20 protein-coding genes are annotated in these 20,993 nt (G+C 32.7%); 8 read left to right on the forward strand and 12 right to left on the reverse strand.

The window, feature by feature from the left end; translation table 11 throughout:
• Window positions 1-131 precede the first annotated feature (131 nt).
• The gene (locus BM253_RS02910; protein WP_091518822.1) at window positions 132-566 is read right to left on the reverse strand and encodes an acyl-CoA thioesterase; all 435 of its coding nucleotides are present in this window, start codon (window positions 564-566) and stop codon (window positions 132-134) included.
• A gap of 119 nt (window positions 567-685) precedes the next feature.
• Between BM253_RS02910 and BM253_RS02915 the strand changes: the two genes are divergently transcribed.
• Entirely contained in the window at window positions 686-1,204 is a 519-nt protein-coding gene (locus BM253_RS02915) for a hypothetical protein (RefSeq protein WP_091518825.1), read from the forward strand.
• A gap of 102 nt (window positions 1,205-1,306) precedes the next feature.
• Window positions 1,307-3,496 (forward strand): glutamine synthetase III family protein, encoded by a 2,190-nt coding sequence (locus BM253_RS02920; RefSeq protein ID WP_091518829.1) that lies wholly within the window; start codon window positions 1,307-1,309, stop codon window positions 3,494-3,496.
• A gap of 194 nt (window positions 3,497-3,690) precedes the next feature.
• Here BM253_RS02920 and BM253_RS02925 read toward each other — a convergent pair whose 3' ends face one another.
• The 4 genes from BM253_RS02925 to lipA form a co-directional block, all read right to left on the reverse strand.
• Window positions 3,691-4,125, reverse strand: a complete 435-nt coding sequence (locus BM253_RS02925) for a hypothetical protein (RefSeq protein WP_091518832.1) — start codon at window positions 4,123-4,125, stop codon at window positions 3,691-3,693.
• A 134-nt stretch (window positions 4,126-4,259) separates the two neighbouring features.
• Complete coding sequence (locus BM253_RS02930) at window positions 4,260-4,841, reverse strand: PhnA domain-containing protein (protein WP_091518836.1); 582 nt, start codon at window positions 4,839-4,841, stop codon at window positions 4,260-4,262.
• Between the two features lie 31 nt (window positions 4,842-4,872).
• The gene (gene gap, locus BM253_RS02935; protein ID WP_177205707.1) at window positions 4,873-5,880 is read right to left on the reverse strand and encodes a type I glyceraldehyde-3-phosphate dehydrogenase; all 1,008 of its coding nucleotides are present in this window, start codon (window positions 5,878-5,880) and stop codon (window positions 4,873-4,875) included.
• A 47-nt stretch (window positions 5,881-5,927) separates the two neighbouring features.
• Window positions 5,928-6,800: a lipoyl synthase gene (gene lipA / locus BM253_RS02940; RefSeq protein WP_091518843.1), complete on the reverse strand. Its 873-nt coding sequence runs from the start codon at window positions 6,798-6,800 to the stop codon at window positions 5,928-5,930.
• A gap of 137 nt (window positions 6,801-6,937) precedes the next feature.
• Here lipA and nhaA point away from each other — a divergent pair, with 137 nt between their 5' ends.
• The 4 genes from nhaA (at window position 6,938) to BM253_RS02960 (ending at window position 11,891) form a co-directional block, all read left to right on the forward strand.
• A complete protein-coding gene (gene nhaA, locus BM253_RS02945; RefSeq protein WP_091518846.1) occupies window positions 6,938-8,095 on the forward strand; it encodes a Na+/H+ antiporter NhaA in 1,158 nt (385 codons plus the stop codon).
• 72 nt (window positions 8,096-8,167) lie between these two features.
• Window positions 8,168-9,013 carry a hypothetical protein gene (locus BM253_RS02950; protein WP_143095570.1) on the forward strand — a complete coding sequence of 282 codons (846 nt, stop codon included), beginning with the start codon at window positions 8,168-8,170 and terminating at the stop codon, window positions 9,011-9,013.
• Between the two features lie 240 nt (window positions 9,014-9,253).
• Entirely contained in the window at window positions 9,254-10,087 is an 834-nt protein-coding gene (locus tag BM253_RS02955; RefSeq protein ID WP_091518855.1) for a hypothetical protein, read from the forward strand.
• A gap of 169 nt (window positions 10,088-10,256) precedes the next feature.
• On the forward strand, window positions 10,257-11,891 hold the full coding sequence (locus BM253_RS02960) for an ABC-F family ATP-binding cassette domain-containing protein (RefSeq protein ID WP_091518858.1): 1,635 nt from the start codon (window positions 10,257-10,259) through the stop codon (window positions 11,889-11,891).
• Between the two features lie 54 nt (window positions 11,892-11,945).
• Here the strand turns inward: BM253_RS02960 and BM253_RS02965 are convergent, their stop codons facing one another.
• The 6 genes from BM253_RS02965 to BM253_RS02995 form a co-directional block, all read right to left on the reverse strand.
• The gene (locus BM253_RS02965; protein ID WP_091518861.1) at window positions 11,946-12,362 is read right to left on the reverse strand and encodes a hypothetical protein; all 417 of its coding nucleotides are present in this window, start codon (window positions 12,360-12,362) and stop codon (window positions 11,946-11,948) included.
• An 80-nt stretch (window positions 12,363-12,442) separates the two neighbouring features.
• Window positions 12,443-13,435, reverse strand: coding sequence for a hypothetical protein (locus tag BM253_RS02975; protein WP_143095571.1), 993 nt, complete (start codon window positions 13,433-13,435; stop codon window positions 12,443-12,445).
• A 169-nt stretch (window positions 13,436-13,604) separates the two neighbouring features.
• Window positions 13,605-14,219: a hypothetical protein gene (locus BM253_RS02980; protein WP_091518867.1), complete on the reverse strand. Its 615-nt coding sequence runs from the start codon at window positions 14,217-14,219 to the stop codon at window positions 13,605-13,607.
• A gap of 3 nt (window positions 14,220-14,222) precedes the next feature.
• A complete protein-coding gene (locus BM253_RS02985; RefSeq protein WP_091518870.1) occupies window positions 14,223-14,588 on the reverse strand; it encodes a BlaI/MecI/CopY family transcriptional regulator in 366 nt (121 codons plus the stop codon).
• A gap of 132 nt (window positions 14,589-14,720) precedes the next feature.
• On the reverse strand, window positions 14,721-15,398 hold the full coding sequence (locus tag BM253_RS02990; protein ID WP_091518875.1) for a response regulator transcription factor: 678 nt from the start codon (window positions 15,396-15,398) through the stop codon (window positions 14,721-14,723).
• A gap of 3 nt (window positions 15,399-15,401) precedes the next feature.
• The gene (locus tag BM253_RS02995) at window positions 15,402-16,658 is read right to left on the reverse strand and encodes a sensor histidine kinase (protein WP_091518877.1); all 1,257 of its coding nucleotides are present in this window, start codon (window positions 16,656-16,658) and stop codon (window positions 15,402-15,404) included.
• A 180-nt stretch (window positions 16,659-16,838) separates the two neighbouring features.
• On the opposite strand from BM253_RS02995, the gene BM253_RS03000 reads away from it, so the two are divergent.
• Both BM253_RS03000 and BM253_RS03005 read left to right on the forward strand, forming a co-directional pair.
• On the forward strand, window positions 16,839-17,249 hold the full coding sequence (locus tag BM253_RS03000) for a DUF1573 domain-containing protein (protein WP_091518880.1): 411 nt from the start codon (window positions 16,839-16,841) through the stop codon (window positions 17,247-17,249).
• A 176-nt stretch (window positions 17,250-17,425) separates the two neighbouring features.
• The gene (locus BM253_RS03005; RefSeq protein ID WP_091518882.1) at window positions 17,426-19,816 is read left to right on the forward strand and encodes a hypothetical protein; all 2,391 of its coding nucleotides are present in this window, start codon (window positions 17,426-17,428) and stop codon (window positions 19,814-19,816) included.
• On the opposite strand, the gene BM253_RS03010 is transcribed toward BM253_RS03005, so the two are convergent.
• On the reverse strand, window positions 19,803-20,984 hold the full coding sequence (locus BM253_RS03010; protein ID WP_091518885.1) for a Pycsar system effector family protein: 1,182 nt from the start codon (window positions 20,982-20,984) through the stop codon (window positions 19,803-19,805). The genes BM253_RS03005 and BM253_RS03010 overlap by 14 nt on opposite strands.
• Window positions 20,985-20,993: the final 9 nt, after the last annotated feature.

A 20,993-nucleotide genomic window follows, 5' to 3' on the forward strand; every position in this document is an offset into this window, starting at 1 on the left:
AGGATTTAAACTGTACTTTCATAGCTTTATTGGTGGAACCTCAAGTTAACAAAATTTGAGGACAATAAAAAAAATCCCCGACAAAAAACATGTCGGGGATTATACCAAAGACCTTTTTAGACAGCCTCTTTTTATTCCTCTACAAAATTTTCGCTTTTAGGGATCTGGTTGACCAACTTAACAATATTTTCAGGTAATGTTGTTAGCTTTCGGGTTTGTAAATCAAACCAAGCACCATCAACATTTACGGTTGCGCTTTTGGTTCCATCGGATTTATAAACAAAATGAGTGATCGAAAAGCGATTATTTGAAATGGTATGTTTAGTCATTTCAACAGCTACAGAAATTTCTTCATCCATTTTAATTTCTCTGTGAAAAATAGTTTCTTCCTTAAAAAGAATAGGAGCAATACCATATTTTGCACATTCGTTAACCGATAAACCTATATGAATCATTAGATTGTTACGAGCTTGTGTGCATAAATCGCTGTAAGCAGAATGACGTAAATGTCGGTTTGCATCAATCATGCTCCATAAAACCTGACCTTTAAAGAAAATATTTTTCATAATTTTACAAAAGTTTCAAACAAATTTACAAAAAAATCGAGCAAGATGTTTTTTTGGCACGATTAATGAAATGAAGATTAATATAAAAGATATTTTTAAACATTTAACAACAATACATCATGAAAAAGATAGCACTACTTTTAACAGCATTCATAGGTATATCAGCATTACAAAGCTGTACTATTGAAGAATATTATAATGAAGAAAACTATGAAGGATATTCACAGGTTTTCGAACTACCAAACGAAACTTTAAGCACATTAGAAGATGCTTATACCTATTCTGCAACTTGGAACTTTACTACCCCAATTTTTGACGGTGATAATGTGTTAGTTTACAGATGGCAAGGAAACTCTTGGACGCTGGTTCCGGTTTCGTATAATTTAGGAGGAAGCGATATGGTAAAATACGATTATGATTTTACTCGTTACGATGTAAAAGTATATTTTTCGGCTAATTTCCCTGTAGCAGAATTGTCAAATGCAGAATATAACGACTTTGTATATCGCCAAACGTTCAGAGTGGTTGTAGTACCAGGTAATTTTCAGCAAAAAATGAATTTCAGTGATTATAATGCTACAATTTCAGCATTAGGTTTGGAGAATGCCCCTGTAAAAATACTACAAACAAAAAAATAATTAAATGTTTTAAAAACACCCCCTAAATTTTAGGGGGTGTTTTTATTTTTAATCAATTTTTTATTTAATTTTGCATGGTATAACTACACAATACAAAAAAATATGGCAACTTTTCGTTTCGAAGCTTTAAAAGCAGCAAGCAACCGTCCGCCGGTAGCGGTTTCTGAAATCGGTAAAAAATCAGAAATTTTTGGAAGCAATGTTTTCAATGACAAAGCAATGCGCCAGCATTTAACTCCAGAAGCATACAAAGCAGTACGATCTGCAATGGATCAAGGTATAAAAATTGATCGTAAAATGGCAGATTATATCGCTTTAGGTATGAAAGAATGGGCAATGACTAAAGGTGTAACACACTATACACACTGGTTTCAGCCTTTAACAGGAACTACTGCAGAGAAACATGATGCCTTTTTTGAAACTTCTTTTGATGGTTCAGATCCGGTAGAGAAATTCGGTGGTTCGCAATTGGTTCAGCAAGAGCCTGATGCATCGTCTTTTCCAAACGGAGGAATCAGAAACACATTCGAAGCTCGTGGTTATACTGCCTGGGATCCTACATCGCCTGCATTTATTTTTGGAACAACATTATGTATTCCAACCGTATTTGTATCCTACACAGGTGAAGCATTAGATAACAAAGCACCTTTATTAAGAGCCTTGTCTGCAATTGATGAAGCTGCGACTGAAGTTGCTAAATTCTTCGACAAAAATGTTAAAAAAGTAACTCCGACTTTAGGTTGGGAACAAGAATATTTCTTAATTGATGATGCATTGGCAGCATCTCGCCCTGATATTTTACAAACCGGTAGAACATTGTTAGGACACGTTTCGGCTAAAGGTCAGCAATTAGAAGATCACTATTTTGGATCGATTCCTACAAGAGTTTTAAACTACATGCGCGATTTAGAAAACGAATGTATGTTGTTGGGAATTCCGGTAAAAACGCGTCATAACGAAGTTGCTCCAAATCAGTTTGAATTAGCTCCGATTTTCGAAGAAACCAATTTAGCGGTAGATCACAACTCATTATTAATGGATGTAATGCAGAAAGTTGGCGAGCGTCACCACTTTAAAGTGTTATTCCACGAAAAACCTTTTAAAGGCGTAAACGGATCGGGTAAACACAACAACTGGTCGTTAGCTACCGATACCGGCGTAAACTTATTGGCACCAGGCAAAACACCAAACAGCAACTTACAGTTTTTAACATTCTTTATAAACACCATTAAAGCAGTTTCAAACTACGAAGAATTATTGCGTGCATCTATCGCATCGGCATCAAACGATCACCGTTTAGGAGCAAACGAAGCACCGCCTGCAATTATATCGATCTTCATTGGTCAGCAATTGACAAAAGTGTTGGAAGAATTAGAAGGTGTATCAACAGGAAAATTATCGCCTGAAGAAAAAACCGATTTAAAATTGAACGTTGTTGGTAAAATTCCAGACGTATTGTTAGATAATACTGATCGTAACCGTACATCTCCATTCGCGTTTACAGGAAATAAATTCGAATTCCGTGCAGTTGGCTCAACAGCTAATTGTGCTACTTCAATGACTACTTTAAATTCGATTGTTGCAAAACAGTTGATCGATTTTAGAAAAGAAGTGGAAGCTTTGGTTGAAAAAGACGGATTGAAAAAAGACGAAGCGATCTTCAACGTATTACGTGAATACATCAAAGAAACCAAAGACATTTTGTTTGAAGGCGACGGATACAGCAAAGAATGGGAAGAAGAAGCGGCACGTCGCGGATTATCGAACCATAAAACAACTCCGGCTGCATTAAAGGCAAAAGTTTCTAAAAAAGCTTTTGATTTATTTGCTGAATTAAACGTGATGAATCATACCGAAGTAGAATCGCGCTACGAAATTGAATTGGAAGATTACATCAAGAAAGTTCAGATCGAAGGTCGTGTATTGGGTGATATCGTTCGTAACCACATTATTCCTACAGCGTTTAAGTATCAAAATTTATTAATTGAAAACATTAAAGGTTTAAAAGATATTTTTGGCGACAGTTATGAGGAATTGGCAGCAGAACAAATTTTGATTTTGAAGAAAACGTCTATGCACGTGAACGAATTAAACGCAAAATTACACGCAATGATGGATGCTCGTAAAGAGGCAAATTCATTAAATTCTGTTGAAAAAATGGCACATGCTTATTGCGATAACGTGAAACCATATTTTGACGAAATTCGTTACCACGCTGATAAATTAGAGTTAATGGTTGATAATGAATTATGGACGTTGACTAAATACCGCGAATTATTGTTTACAAGATAATTTCATCGGCACTTCGAGTAGCAATGCGTATCGAGAAGTTTTATAAATTATAAGTTCTCGACAAGCTCGAACTGACGAAAATCTGATAGTTTCTGTAGATACATTGTCAAGAATTATCATTACATACAGAAAAACCTCCGTTTTGAATCATCAATTCAGAGGTTTTCTCATTTATTGGATTAGATTTATTGAAATTATCTGTTGAAATTAAATACAAAGGTATTTCCGCCGCCGGTGTAGGCTCTACGTTCCCACAAACCAAACTGATCGCGTGTTAAAATGGTTCGTAAATCTCGGCGTAATCTGCGTTCGTAATCACGTGGTCCGTAATTGTTGGCAACCATAAAGTTTAACGAAACCTGTAATTGAGATCTTTGTGCACGTGATAATCTTAAAAAATCATATCGGCTCATTTCACGATCTACATGATAATGGTAATCTCTGCGGTCATCGTATCTTACAACTCTTCTTTGGTTGTGACGGTAATGGCGGTCGTCATCTCTGTGATGTTTGTGTGTATAATGTTTTTTGTGGTGTTTTTTATGTTTGTGGTGACCTCTATGATGTCCCGGCTGTGCACTTGCAATTGTTGTAATGGCTAAAAGTGCTAAAGTGAATAACGTTTTCATAACAAGTTTGTTTAAAAAGATTGATAATTGTTTTGTTAGTAAGCAATTTTCAAAGTGTGTGCCAAAAAATGTTAAGAAATAAAAAAGACGCTACTTTAACAATAACGTCCTTAAATATTGAATTTTGAGTTGTGTTAACTCTGTTTTTTTACATATTTCGTAAGAATTACGATTTGCTGACCATCAATTTTTCCTTCGATTTGTTCGGTGTTATCATGAACCAAACGAATATTTCTTACCGCAGTACCAATTTTTGCATTTAAAGTAGATCCTTTCACATCTAAATCTTTAATTAAAGTAACGGTATCGCCACCAATTAAAATATTTCCGTTGCAGTCTTTGTGTAAATCAATACTTCCGTCGCCTTCATGATCTCCGGTTTGTTTTGCCCAATCTAACGTTTCATCATCTAAATACATCATATGCAATAAATCGGCAGCCCAGCTTTCGTTTCTAAAACGATTCAACATTCGCCAGCTTACAACCTGTACCGGAAGATTTTCGTTCCACATAGAAGTTGACAAACATTGCCAATGGTTTGCATTTAATTCTTCTTTCTTTTCGATTTGATTTAAACAGGTTTCGCAAGCTAATATTTCTCGATCTGATAAATTACTTGCTGTTGGCGGAACATCGTAAATTGATAAATTCTCTGTTGCTGCACATAATTCACATTGATTGCCGCTGCGTGTCGTTAATTTGTCTAATGTTTTCATGGAGTATAAGTTATAAATTTTGGCAAATATATTAATTCTGTTTATTATTTTGTATAAACTGAATCAAATCAATCAATCGGGAAGAATATCCAATTTCGTTATCGTACCAGCCCACAATTTTTACCATTCTTCCTAAAACAGTTGTCAGTTGAGCGTCAAACAAACAAGAATGAGTATTGCCTAAAACATCTACAGAAACAATTGGGTCTTCTGTATATTCAATGATTCCTTTTAACTGATTTTCAGCTGCATTTTTAAAAGCTTGATTTATTTCTTCGACCGAAACATCGCGGTTTACATAACAGGTAATATCGGTTAACGATCCATCGGGAACAGGAACACGAATGCCGCCGCCACCGATTTTTCCTTCAAATTCCGGAAAGATTTTGGTTAATGCTTTTGCTGCACCGGTTGTAGTAGGAATGATTGATTGTGCTGCTCCACGAGCTCTGCGTAAATCTTTATGAGGTTGATCGTGCAGACTTTGATCTGTTGTGTAAGAATGAACGGTGGTGATAAAAGCTTTGTCTAGCCCGCACAATTCATCGATTATTTTAACCATTGGCGCTGCGTTGTTGGTAGTACAGCTTGCGTTAGAAACAATTAATTCCGAACCATTCAGAATAGATTCGTTAACACCAAGGACAACAGTTTTAATTTCGTTATCATCTGGCGGAACAGATAGAATTACTCTTTTTGCTCCATTTTTTATATGATTTTGAAGTAATTCTGCTGTTTTGTGTTTTCCGGTAGCTTCAATTACAAAATCAAGATCAAAAGGTTTCCAGTTTAGTTTTGTAATATCTTTTTCGTGCAGAAATGCAATTTTAGTATCATTAACTATCAAATGATCTTCATTATGCGATACGTTTTCAGATAATTTCCCATGCACACTATCGTACTTTAACAAATGCGCCATTGTTGCGGTATCGGCTAAATCGTTAATGGCAACAACTTCAATCTGCGGATGATTAATCAATAAACGGAAAAGGTTTCGACCAATACGACCAAATCCGTTAATAGCGATTTTTATTTTCATAATTTATTATAGAAAACAAGTAGGTCGTTCTTAAGAACGACCCGATATTATAAAATATGTTTTTGTGCTTTATAAGAAGATCTAACCAAGGCACCGCTTTCTACGTGGCGGAAACCAAGATTTAAACCTATTTCTTCATATTTTTTGAATTGATCTGGCGTAATGAATTCCTTTACAGGCAAATGTTTTTTACTTGGTTGTAAATACTGACCAATTGTTAAAACATCTAAACCAACATTTCGCAAATCGTGCATGGTTTGTATAACTTCTTCTTCGGTTTCGCCCAAACCAAGCATAATACCTGACTTCGTTCTTTTAGCTCCGTTTGCTTTTAAATAGCGTAAAACTTCTAAACTACGATCATATTTTGCCTGAATACGCACTTCGCGTGTTAATCTGCGAACGGTTTCCATATTATGCGAAATCACTTCGGGAGCAACTTCTAAAATTCGGTCGATATTTCTTTCGATACCTTGAAAATCAGGAATTAATGTCTCCATGGTAGTTCCCGGACTCATTCTGCGAACCGCTTTAATAGTTTCAGCCCAAATAATTGAACCGCCGTCTTTTAAATCGTCACGATCAACAGAAGTTAATACCGCATGTTTAATGTTCATTAACTTAATAGAACGGGCAACTTTTTCAGGTTCATCCCAATCTACCGTTTCTGGGCGTCCGGTTTTTACACCGCAAAATCCGCAAGAACGCGTACAGATGTTTCCTAAAATCATAAAGGTAGCCGTACCTTCGCCCCAGCATTCACCCATGTTTGGGCAGCTTCCAGAGGTACAAATTGTGTGAAGTTTGTATTTATCTACTAAACCTCTTAATTCTGTATATTTTTTGCCGGTTGGTAATTTTACACGTAACCATTTTGGTTTACCAGTAGCCGGTTTGTTTGCTTCTAAAACCGATTCCATATATTGTTCAATCTAATTAGCAAAGATAATTAAAAAGTGTGGTATAAAATTGCAAAATGTTCAATTTGTACGATTGTTCTTGTTTCAAAATTGTAATTCCTGTAATTTCGCTTTTCATCAACCATAAAATTGTAATCATGAATTCTAAATCGACTTTATCACGAATTTTATCAAACGAAAAAGCTCCGGGAATTTTACTGATTTTATGTACGATCTTTTCATTAATTGTAGCGAATTCTACGTTTGGTGATGCGTACCATCACTTTTGGACAACCATGTTACCTTTGGGAAATATTGAATTTTGGATTAATGATGGTTTAATGGCGATCTTTTTTCTGTTTGTTGGTTTAGAGCTAAAAAAGGAAATTTACACAGGCGAATTATCAAACTTAAAAGCGGCATTGCTGCCTGTATTTGCTGCAATTGGTGGGGTTTTGGTTCCGGCTGCAATCTATATGTATTTTAATCACGATACATCAACGGCGCATGGTTGGGGAATTCCAATGGCTACCGATATTGCTTTTGCTTTGGGAATTTTATCGTTATTAGGAAGTAGAGTTCCGTTAGGATTAAAAGTTTTTTTAACCGCTTTGGCAGTGATCGATGATTTAATGGCAATTTTGGTAATCGGCTTTTTTTATACGTCGAATTTTGATGGAACTAACCTGCTGATTTCATTAGGAATTTTAACCTTACTTTTTGTTTTAGGAAAACGCAATGTAAATTATTTGTGGCTTTATCTAATATTGGGCGCTTTTGCGTGGTATTTCATGCTACAATCGGGTGTTCATGCAACAATAGCCGGAGTTTTACTGGCATTTACCATTCCGTTTAGTAAAGTAAAAACGCAATCTTCATTATCAACAGATTTAGAACATAGCTTGGCAAAACCGGTGTCATTTATCATATTACCATTGTTTGCTTTGGCAAATACCGCGGTTTTGATTGATACAACTGCAATTAACGGATTGCTGCACAACAACGCATTAGGAATTTATGGCGGATTAATTTTAGGCAAACCTTTAGGTATTACCTTATTTTCATTCTTTGTAATTTCATTAGGTTGGTGCAAATTGCCAAATGCCGTTAACTGGAAACATTTGTTTGCGGTAGCCTGTTTAGGTGGTATTGGTTTTACTATGTCGATTTTTATAACAAATCTTGCTTTCTCAAATCAGGAAGATATCGTAATATCAAAACTCGCTATTTTAATATCTTCTACAATTGCCGCTTTGTTAGGATATATTTTGTTGCAGTTTACTTTAAAGAATAGTGAAATTGAAAAGAAGGTTTGATAAATTAATGTTTGCTTGTTTGTGTACTTGTTAAAAAATGTTAATTTTATCGAAATTTTAAATTATAACCAAATGAAAAAACTTTTACTTCTTGCTTTTTTAGCAAGTAGTCTTATGACTCTGCAAAGTTGTGGAGGAGATGATAGTGTTACCCAAAACGGAGGTGGCAATAATAACGGCGGTATCAATGGCGGAGGCGGTAACAATGGCGGAGGCGGTAACAACGGCGGTGGTAATAACGGCGGTGGTAATAACGGCGGTGGCGGAAATACTACAACAGCTAATTTGCCTATTTTTATTGACGGTGATTTAAATGGAGATACTACAATTGAGTATGATTCTAAAGATAGATTCAGTAAAATAACTGTCGAAAAAAATAATGTTAATGTTTCAATTACTGAATTTAAATATGATAATGATGTTTTATCAGAAATAAAAAAATCTTCTGGAACAATATCAAACCCGGTAACTGAATATCATACATTTACTTATTCAAATAACAGTGTTAGAATTAATATTAATGGTAAAGATGATTTTGAAATATCAATTGACAATCAAGGTTTGGCACTTCAGACAGCTTTAATTTCGTTGAATCCTCCTTATATTACAAGTTATTTATACGATAGTAATAAAAATGTTATATCATCTATTGCACCTCGCTATAAACAAGATATGACTTATGATAATTCAAATGGTATCTTTAAAAATGTTAATATGCCGCAATGGGCTATTTTTTATACATTAACTATGTCTGTTAATCTCATTTCATTACCTGTTAGCATTTATAATAACTTGACAGAAATATCATACGTGCCGGAACCTTATGTTTTTCAATATACTTACAATAGCGACAATTATCCAATTACTTTCGATTCAACTTATTATGGACAAAAGGGAAATATAACTTATAGTAAATAATAAAACTCTAAAAAAGGTTCCAGAATGGTCGGTGTTTTAAAGATTGATATTCTTTAATAGTTAATTATAGATACTATTTTAATATCCTCTACCATTGCCGCTTTATTAGGATGAAATATTTTGTTGCAGTTTACTTTAAAGAATAATAAAAATTAAAAAGTAGGTTTTGTAAATTAATATCTACTTGTTTGTTTAGTTGTTAAAAAAGTGTAATTTTATTGAGATTTTAAACTTTAACCAATGAAGAAACTTTTACTTGTTGCTTTTTTAGCAAGTAGTCTTATGAGTCTGCAAAGTTGCGGAGGAGATGATAGTGTTACGCCAAATGGTGGAGGCAATAATAATGGCGGTAATAACGGCGGCGGAGGAAACAACGGGGGTGGTAATAATGGAGGAGGAAATAACGGCGGAGGCTGTAATACTACTACAGCTAATTTGCCTATAGAAATAGAATTAAATTACGGAAAACTTATTTATGAATATGATTCTACAGATCGTTTTCATAAAGTTACTTTCGAAAGCAAGGGTTCTACAGACATTATCACTGAATTTACATACAGCAATGATGTTTTGACTGAATTGAAACAAACAATAGGACCCGCTAATGATCTTAAAGTTGTAACTCATAGTTTTACTTATTCAAATAATATAGTAAATGTGACTATTGATGATGATTATTCATACAATATCAGACAAATATTCACTGATAATCAAGGAATATCTTTAAAAACCATTTATACTAGTTCTAGGTTTAATACCACTTATAATGAAGAGTACTCATATGATAATAATAAAAATATGATTTCTTTTAAGATAGATAAAACTACTCAAGGAATGAAATATGACACTTCTAATGGTATTTTTAAAAATGTAAAGATGCCTCAATGGTCACTTTTTTACAGTTTATTCCATATTAATAAAGTACTCGCGTTGACTATCAATAATAATCCAATTGAAATATCATTAGGTCCTGATCCATATATATTTCAGTATACCTATAATATTGATAATTATCCAATTACGTATAACTCTAATTACTATGGGGAAACGGCTAAAGTAATATACAGTAAATAGAAAATTATACAAACCACTTGCTTAATTGAGATGTTTTATTTTAGAAGAATACAATCAAAGTCAAAATATTACTTAAACAATTCATAATACAATAATTTAAAAGCTAACAAACCGTTAGCTTTTTTTTATCACATCTTATTTTATCTTTGCACAACTTATTTTTTTAAAAATGATTACAGTAAACGATATTGCCGTAGAATTTGGCGGAACAACACTTTTCAGCGAAGTAACTTTCGCCATTAATGAAACCGATAAAATTGCCCTTATGGGTAAAAATGGTGCGGGAAAATCTACCTTACTTAAAATTGTGGCGGGTGCAAACAAGCCAACGCGCGGAAATATTTCGGCGCCGGGCGATGCCGTTATTGCCTATCTTCCGCAACATTTATTAACCGAAGACAACTGTACGGTTCTTGAAGAAACTTCTAAAGCGTTTTCGTCGGTTTTAAATATGAAGAAAGAAATCGACGATATTAACGAGCAATTAACCGTTCGTACAGATTACGAAAGCGACGAATACATGAAATTGATCGAAAGAGTTTCAGAATTATCTGAAAAATATTATTCGATCGAAGAAGTGAATTACGAAGCTGAAGTAGAGAAGATTTTAAAAGGACTTGGGTTTGAAAGAGAAGATTTCAATCGCCCAACCAAAGAATTTTCGGGTGGATGGAGAATGCGTATCGAATTGGCAAAAATCCTATTGACAAAACCAGATCTTATTTTGTTAGATGAGCCAACCAATCACTTGGATATGGACAGTATTGAATGGCTTGAGGATTTCTTGATCAATCAGGCAAAAGCCGTAATGGTAATTTCACACGATAGAGCGTTTGTTGACAATATTACCAATAGAACTATCGAAGTAACAATGGGACGTATTTACGATTACAAAGCAAAATATTCTCATTATTTGGAATTGCGAAAAGAACGACGCATTCACCAACAAAAAGCTTATGAAGAACAACAAAAATTCATTGCAGACAATCAGGCATTTATCGATCGTTTCCGTGGAACGTTCTCTAAAACCGAACAAGTGCAATCGCGCGTGCGTATGTTAGAAAAAATTGTTCCTATCGAAGTAGATGAAATCGATAATTCTGCTTTAAAATTAAAGTTTCCACCATCGGTTCGCTCAGGCCAATATCCGGTAATCGTGAAAGATCTTGAAAAGTCGTACGGTGATAAACTAATTTTCAAAGATGCCAATTTGGTAATCGAGCGCGGACAAAAAGTAGCTTTCGTTGGTAAAAATGGTGAAGGTAAATCAACAATGATTAAAGCCATTATGAAAGAAATCGAGATTAATGGTGGTTCGGTCGAAGTTGGTCATAACGCTCAAATTGGCTATTTTGCACAAAACCAAGCCGCATTGTTAGATGAAAATGCAACTATTTTTGAAACAATAGACAGAATTGCAGTTGGCGATGTTCGTACACAAATAAAAAACATATTGGGGGCGTTCATGTTTCAAGGCGATGATATTCACAAGAAGGTAAAAGTACTTTCGGGTGGCGAAAAAACACGTTTGGCAATGATTAAATTGCTGTTAGAACCTGTTAATCTGTTGATTTTAGATGAGCCGTCCAACCACTTAGACATGAAAACCAAAGACATTATTAAAGATGCTTTACGCGATTTTGATGGAACTTTGATTCTCGTTTCGCACGATCGTGATTTCTTAGACGGATTGGCAGAAAAAGTTTTCGAGTTTGGAAACAAACGCGTCAAAGAACATTTCGAAGATATTAAAGGTTTCCTTGCAAACAAAAAAATGGATTCTTTAAAAGAAATAGAAAAATAACAGGTTGTAAATCGCACAAGAAATCCTCTCATTTTTTTGAGAGGATTTTTTGTCTTAATAAACTTCGGCTGATTCAACTTTTGTACCATCTTCACGAGTTATAGAAACTCTAACCGATGTAATTTTAAAGTTTTCATCTTCGATTTCTTTAACCGTTTTATTAACATCTTTGAAAATATCGTTCAAAGTTTTGTAATCGTCGTTTAATAGTTTTTGGTCTGATTTTTTGTTTGAAACAACGATGGTCTCCTTTCTTTTAGTTAACAGTTTTTCTCTTAGTTCTTCTAACTCTTTTCTGCGTTGTTGAGCTTTTTCTGAAATTTCGTTTCTTTTCTTTAAAAATTGCTGACGACTTTTTTCTCTTTCTTTTCTATTTTGTATAACTTCATTTCTTTCGGCAATAGCCTCATTTCTTTGCTTCATTGCCAATTCTCTTGCTTTTAAGGCTTGCGTTTTTTGTTGTAACGACACTTCTTTTTTAGCTTTTGTAGTAATTAACAGAACTCCATTTTTTGCTTTATCTCCGTATTTTTCAATTGCTTTTTTATCTTTTAAAACATCAATACGTTCACTATCACTGGGGTGAATTTCCCTGAAATCGCCAGAATTTTTTCTTTACCATCAACAATATAAAAAATGTTTTTTGAAGCATTGCCCTGTAAGTATACCCGTGTAGGATTATGAGCTACAATATTTCCTTCTTCTGTTACAATCATTCCATTATCTGTTTCAATTACATTATCGGGATGATCAACTTCAATATTATCTTCATTAATAGATATAGTTGTAAAGGATATTGTTTTATTTTTATCGTATTTCTTGTCTGTATCTGTAGCTTTTTTAAAGGTGTAATGTGTTTTATCTGAAGTCAACTCTTTCGTTGAAATATTTAGTGTGGTAATTGCTTTTTTTCCAGTATGATCAATATTTATATTCATGGATTTTATTGTTGTATTGTCGAATTTTTTAAGATCTTTTTTAGACATTAATTCGCCATCAACTACAATAGGAAACTTCGTTGCTACTTCATCAAAAACCTTTCTATCGGTTTGTAGCGTTTCTGTGGTAAATGATAAAGTTTTGTCATCTTGCTTTTTATTAAATTTGCCCACAACAATTCTTTGTTGGATATTACTTTCTTTCGAAACCGTTTCAATATAATATTTGCCAGTATTATTTTTATAAACATAAAGACGGAATGGTTCAATCGGTTTGCTAGACTGTTTTTTTTCATTCAAAAAATATTGAGTATCATCTTTACAAGAAATTTTAATAGATGTTAATTCACCATCTTTATTACGCTTTAAATTATCAATAGTAACATCTAAATTACATTTTTCACGAAGCATTTTCACAGTTTTTTTGTAATATTCGTCATCGTATTTACTGTGAATCATTACATAAAAAGAATCTTCTACTTCGTCGTTTTCAAAAACTTCCTGTACTTCAAGTGTTTCTGTAACTTGTGCAACAGTTTCAATTTGAAATAGGGCAAAAAACGCTACCAAAGCCGGTGTTGCTAATAAAAATTTAAGTTTTTTCATATTGGTTGATTTTTTAGAGTTTATTTGTAAAATGCGGTTTTTAATTTCGCTTGCATTGTATGAATTCACAAATTGAATGGCGTGTTGCGTTTGAAACTGCAAAAGATTTTTTTGATATAAAACACTTTCGCTGGTTTCAACCATTTTTTGATCTACGATAAATTCCAAATTAGTGTTTATAGCGCTGCATTACTTTTACCAACGGATTGAACCAGAAAACCGCAGCAACCAATTCAATTAAAATAAGATCAAATGTATGTTTTTGGTTTAAGTGGATGCTTTCGTGGTCTAAAATCAGTTGATGATTTTGCCATTTAAAAAAGTTCTCCGGTACAACAATCCATTGATAAAAAGAGTAAACAGTTTTGTTATCTGCAGTAATTTTGATGTTTGATGCACCTAAACTCGGCAGCTTTTTTATGGAACGATACAGTTTTGTAACCGCATATATTTTTCGAATTATTAATAGGATACTTATAAAAAGAATCAGATAAACTGCAACTTGTTGCAAATCGATGGTTTCTAAAAACGACGGTTCTTTAACCACTTCATTAATAATCACATTTTCACTATCATTTACATAAAATTCAACCGGAACTGGATCAACAAAAACAGTTTTTGTAAAAGTGATGAGCGGAGCAGTAATCGAAACAATGATCGATCCTATAAAATACCAACGGTTTAACTGATAAAATGTTTCCCGTTTTAGAAAGATCAGATAAAAAACTCCGAAAAAGATCAGCAGTAAATTCGCTTTTAAAATATAATCAAAAAACGGATGCATAGACTATTTTTTTTGATTGTTTTCAATAATTTTTATCAGCTCGTCAATTTCGGTCTGTGATAATTCTTCTTCCTTCACAAAATAATTGACCAGATTTGAAACCGAATTGCCAAAATATTTTTTAATAGAATCTTTTACAAAAACACCTCGATAATCTTCTAAACTGATTGTTGGATAATATTGATGGGACTTCCCGTAGCTTTTATGTGCCAAAAAACCTTTTTCTTCCAATAAGCGCACAATGGTCGAAAGTGTATTATAATGCGGCTTGGGTTCGGGCATTTCGTCTAAAATATCATTTACAAAAACTTTTTTTAGTTGCCATATAACCTGCATTATTTCTTCTTCTTTATTCGTTAGCCTTTCCATATTCAAAATTAATATTACAAATATAAACTAAAAATTTAGTTATACAACTAATTATTTAGTTTGTGAACTATTTTTTTAGTTTATTTTCTTTGGTTATAAAAAAAGCCCTATAAAAATTAGGGCTTTTGTATATCACTTCTCATAAAATTTAAATCCAATTCCATGTAGATTTTCAATGGAAACAGAGTCATCATCTGCAAAGATTTTACGAAGTCTTGAAATAAAAACATCTAAACTTCGTCCCATAAAATAATCATCGTCGCCCCAAAGCGCTTTTAGTATTTCTTCACGTTTTACGACTGAATTTTTATGATCAATAAAATATTTAAGCAATTCTGATTCGCGTTGGGTGAGCGTTATGATTTCTGATGCGTTTGAAAGCCTGTAATTTTTTGAATCAAAAATATATTTTCCGACTTTAGGAAGATACGTTTCAGAATTATTTTTCTGTGTGCGTTTTAAGAAAATTTCAATCTTCAAAATTAATTCTTCAATGCTGAAAGGTTTTATCAAATAATCATCTGCGCCAATCTTCAAGCCTTTTATTCTATCTTCTTTAAGTGTTTTGGCTGAAATAAAAATGATGGGAATTTCAGAATTTAAATTTCGGATTTCTTGTGCCAATTCAAATCCATCTAATTTCGGCATCATGATATCAAACAAACAAATATCAAACGGTTGTGATTTAAAGATTTCCAAAGCCGATTTTCCGTCAACACAATATACCACTTCATAATTTGGTTGTAAACTGTCCTGCGTTAAAAATGCAATTGTTTCGTCATCTTCGGCATATAAAATTCTGTATTTCATTTTTTAAGAATTTGGAAAAATTATTGAAATTGTTAAACCTTTATCGGAATTATTTCTGGCAGAAATTTTCCAGTGATGTTGTTGAATTATCTTTTTTACATAAAATAACCCCAAACCAAATCCGTTCACTTCATTACTTTTTTTGTTGGAAATCCGATAAAATTTATCAAAAATAAAGGCAAGATTTTTCTGCGGAATTCCAATTCCATTGTCTGTAAAATCTAACTTTAATTCTTTGTTGTTCCTAATTGAAGTAATTTTTATTTCAGGATTATCTTCGCTGTATTTGATCGAATTATCCAATAAATTATGAATCACATTAGTGAAATGAAATTCATCTGCAAAAATTGTTTCATCAGGATTTACGTCAATTTCAATTTTTAAATTTTCATGTTTCAATTTCAGCGGTTCTGCAATTTCACTTAAAAATGGAAATAATTTAATTTTTACTGGACTAATTTCCAGTGCCGATTCATCGTTTCGGGCAATATTTAAGATTTTTTCAATGTGATTATTGAGTTTTTTTCCTTGTGTGGTAATAATTGATGTGTAAGTTTCTAGTTTTGAATCATTTTTAATTGAATCCTGATTGCTCAAATAATTTGAAGCTAATAAGATAGATGAGAGCGGCGTTTTAAATTCATGTGTCATATTGTTGATAAAATCACGCTGAAGCTCCGAATATTTTTTATGTTGAATAATGGTATAAATTGAATAAACATAAACCAACAATATCACAATCAACGCAAAAGATAGTAGAAACCAAAACTGCAAAGAGCTAATAAGATATGATGTTTCCTGTGGAAATCGAATTGCAAAATAATAAACCAGATTATTTGATTTCGGGAATTCAATTGTTTTCTTTGGAGCCAAATCATCATCAATCGAAATGTATTTTCCGTATATCATATCGTCACTCTCGCAATTGTAAATTGCATATTCATAATCTGTTATGATATTGAATTTTAAAAATTCAGTTTTGAGGTAATGTTCTAAAACTTTTGGCTCTATATTATCATTTACATTTACAACATAATAGTCATTTGAAACTCTTTGAATTAAATCTTTTGCCAAAAATTCGTGCCCGTTACTTTTATACAACTCTCGCGCGACTTCAAGCAAGGCAATGTGGATTTTCTGCGAAAATTTCTTTTCTTCTAGTGTAAATGCTTTGTAAGTCCAAATTAATTGCGCAATCAGAATCCCAATTGTTGCAATTAATCCTAGAACAATAATGATATTTAGTTTTTTAATTTTCAATTAAATTTCTTCTGTAAAAATGATTTCCTAAAACAATATTAATTAAAAACAGTTGAGTTTGTTTACGATTAACAACTCATTAACAAAAGATTGAAAACTGTTAACAACACTTAAATTTCAGAGAGCATACTTTTGTTTTATAACAAATCAAAATTAGTTTAATCTTAAAAATTATTTATTATGAAAATTTTAAAAACTTCTTTAATTGCACTTTCATTGGTAGTAATTCCAGCTTCAGCTTCAGTTTTAAATGTAAGTAACATCATAGAAAATTTTGCGGATGCAGTTATTTCATGGAAATCTGAAACAATTGATGTTGGTGAAATTCCACAAGGAACACCAAAAACCATTAAATTTGAATTCACAAATGCTACTTCAAAACCAGTTTTAATAACAAATGTAAAAGCATCTTGTGGTTGTACAGCAACTGATTATAGTAAAGAATCAATCGCACCGGGTAAAACAGGATATGTGAATGCAATTTACAACGCTGCAAGTGCGGGTGCATTTACAAAAAGTGTGACTGTAACTACAAGCGATAATGATGCAGCTAAACAATTAACGTTTAAAGGAACGGTTGTTACAAAATAATTAACTTACTCGTAGAGGTTCTAGTTTACAGAAAAAAGACGCTTATAAAGCGTCTTTTTCATTGTTCATAAATTAAATTTATTGGTTTGATTCAATGATATAAAATCACGAATTTTTATTGGTTTATCAAAATAAACAAATCACTCAAAATTGTACATTTGCAAAAAGCTTTTTTTATGAGTGCTGAGTTGAATTTAGGTATCGATTATTTTAACGACAGTCCGTTTTATTCGGTCATTTCTTTTCATAAGGTTATTGATGCTTTGAAAGAAATCGCCAAAGAAACCGAAACACCTTATCGTGCCATTTATGCGCAATCATTACTTGAAGAAGTTGCTAAAGTACCTGAATTATATGACGGCATTACCTCTAAAAAACTTATTTACGACAATTTACCCTTGATTCATAACTTGCTGGCAGATTTGTTTCCTACGGCTTTAACGCACAATGAGATAAAAGCGGTGAGTTTGCCTTTTCAAAATTTCAATTTTAATTTCACGCAGCGCTTTCAAAAAATAATTAATGAAGCAGGAGAGGAGTTCGAAATTAATTTTCGCGATTTTAATAATGAGCAATATTATATTTTTAGCTGCTGTTTGATTTTAAATAGTTGTTACGGCGAAAATATTGATGTATCTCGACCTTTATTTTATGATATTCCAGATAAAAACGGCATCGTAAAGCACTATCGAATTACGTTTAATGCCGATTTTACAGAATTGATTCCTACCGAAAAATCATTAAAAATTACGTCAGACGATATTAAACTGCTAAAGCGCAGTTACAACGATATTACTGTTTGGAAAGAAAAATTCCCAGTACACAGCTGGATTTTGAAAGGTTTTGGAATTATTACGCTGACCGATGTTACCACTGAAAATACTTTAACCAACATAAAAACCAATCTGCTAAAAAATAAGCAAGATGCCATTGATGTTTTAAACGCACAAGAAATATTCAGGTCTATTTTTAAACTAAAGACTATTAATTTTGGAATTTTTTTTATTAACGATCTTACCACAGATTTTTTTGAATTCCCAATTATTTTTGATTTTAAAAGCGTGTTTAAAGTACCCGAAAACGAATCAAAAAGCATTAAAGCGGCTGCTACAAAGTTCTTAAAACAATTGAATAATTCAACAGAATATTACTGTGTGAGCGATATTTTAGAACTTTACAGCAACAAAGAATGGATACCATATTTAGATTTTTTGCAAACCAAAAATGTACGCAGTTTTATATTGGCACCTGTAAAAAAAACCGATGGTTTTCAGGCATACATAGAAATTACAAGCGAAATTCCTTTTGAATTACACACTGTAAACGCTAATAAGCTAAACGATGTGATGCCGCTTATTAATGATACATTTGAAAAGTATCAGACTGATGTAAAAAACGAACTGGATGCCATTATTCAGCGAGAATATACCACATTTCACCCAAGCGTTAACTGGAAGTTTGAAGAACAGGCAAAAAACTATTATTTTGCCAAAACACATAATACCGAAACGGTTTTAAAGGAAATTGAATTCGAAAATATTTTTCCATTGTATGGCGAAACCGATATTCAGTCTTCGACAAAGTTCAGAAACAAAGCTATGTTGACTGATTTGCGCAGGCAGTTAAAAGAAATTCTGAATGTGCTGGAATTTATCAAACCGAAAGAAGAAACTTTGTTGTTTCAGCAGCGCATCAATGAAATTGTTTTCTTTCAAAATCAGTTAAAAGTACATCAGTTTGTAGCCGAAGCACAGATCCATCGATACATAATTGATACCATTCACCCGTTGTTTAAACAATTAAGCGAGAAAGAAGCATATCAAACAATTATTCAAAAATACAACGAGCAGTTAGATGAAAAGCATCAACGTTTTTGGCATCAACGTAAAAAATACGATTTAGCCATACAAACCGTTAACAAGCAGTTGACCGATGTTTTAGATACCGAACAAATTGCGGTACAAACCGTGTATCCGCATTATTTTGAACGTTTTAGAAGCGATGGTGTGGAACACAATTTGTTTATAGGCAACAGCATTACACCAACCCAGATTTACGATTCTATGTATTTGTATAATCTGCGTTTATGGCAGCTGCAGGTTATGTGTAAAGTGGTAATGATGCATCAAAATTTAAAACCGAATTTAAGTTTTGATATGGATTTAACCAGCTTGATTTTAGTTTATAACGAACCTATTTCGATTAAATTTAGAATGGATGAAAAGCGTTTTGATGTTGAAAGTAACGACGATATCCGTTTTGAATTGATGAAAAAACGTTTGGCGAAGGCAATGGTTAAAAATACCGACGAACGTTTGGTACAAGCCAATAAAGTGACTATTGTTTATTTGAATGAAACCGATAAAAATGATTATTTAAATTATATCGATTTTTTAAAGGATCAGAATTATTTTACTGGCGAAACAGAATATTTAACGGTTGAAGATTTGCAGGATATTACCGATTTAAAAGCGTTGCGCATAACCATTAATACCGATTTTACTATCGATAATTTTAAAATATTCTCTTACACAGATTTTATCAATTATCTGACTAAATTCGTATAAAAGCGATACAAAAAGCGGCTACCGAAATAATAATTCCGTACATAAAAACCGTGTATGAAACGCTCAACATTCTGTATTTTTTGTTCAATACCAAACCTAAATAATACAAATCTTTTATCAAGGTATCATACAAATAATCACGGTCTTTCATTAAATCGTTCATGGCATCATTAAAATCGTTTAATGGTAATTGATGAAAGTTCCCGAAAAACAAAAGATTCACTTTTCTTTGTTCAATCTCCTTTTTAGTAACTGTATTTGAACTCACTTTTGGTTTGGTTGCTAAAATGGTATAAACAATAGTTATAACACTAAATATCAATAAAATAAATGTTGGGATGATTAAATGTGCATTACGCGGACTGTCTAATTTCGGAATAATCGCTGTTAATGAAATTGATATCAATATAGAGTTTACCGATAGTAAAATATTGGCTTTACTGTCTGCAATAGCACTTAATTGCGTATGATTGTTTAAAGTTGTACGAAAAAGTGTATCGATTCCTCTTTCCGGGCGATCTAATTTTTCCAGCTTTTTCTCCTTTATTTCTTTATTTTTACCTTTTTTATTGCCTTTTAATTTTTCTAAATTTTCACGCAACTTAAGAATATTTTTCTCCTTTTTAGGTTGCCAGTTCGCTTTGGCATAATCTGTAAAGTAGTATTGATTTTTAGTTAAAACCGTTAAGTTTTCTTTACACCAGTCAATATCTGTGAGTTGTTTGGTACAAGTAGTCTCAATTTCTTGCTTCAATAAATCGCCCAATTCCTGATAATTATCTAACGTAAAATGATAAAAATCGGCATCCTTCATGCACATCTCCAATAAATTTGTTGGAAAATGAGAACATTTTGTTGCTAAAATCAAACTGCAAACCTGATCAATATCTACATTTTCAAAAGCATTGTCTTTAATAAAATCTTTGAAAATGTCGCAACTTCTTTCTTCATGATTTACAGGACCGTTTATATAACCCGCATCATGAAACCAAGCTGCAAGCCTTAAATGTGTAGCATTTGGCTCTAAAATATGTTCGCCATTTATCAGTTCATTTACCGCAGTTACAACGCGTAAAGTATGTAAATAATCATGATAAATATATTCAGAAGATAGTTTATCTTTGAACAGGTTGAAAATATATGCTTCGGCTTTTAATAAAAGTTCCATTGATGAATT

This window comes from Paenimyroides ummariense (assembly GCF_900115115.1).
GTDB lineage: Bacteria > Bacteroidota > Bacteroidia > Flavobacteriales > Flavobacteriaceae > Flavobacterium > Flavobacterium ummariense.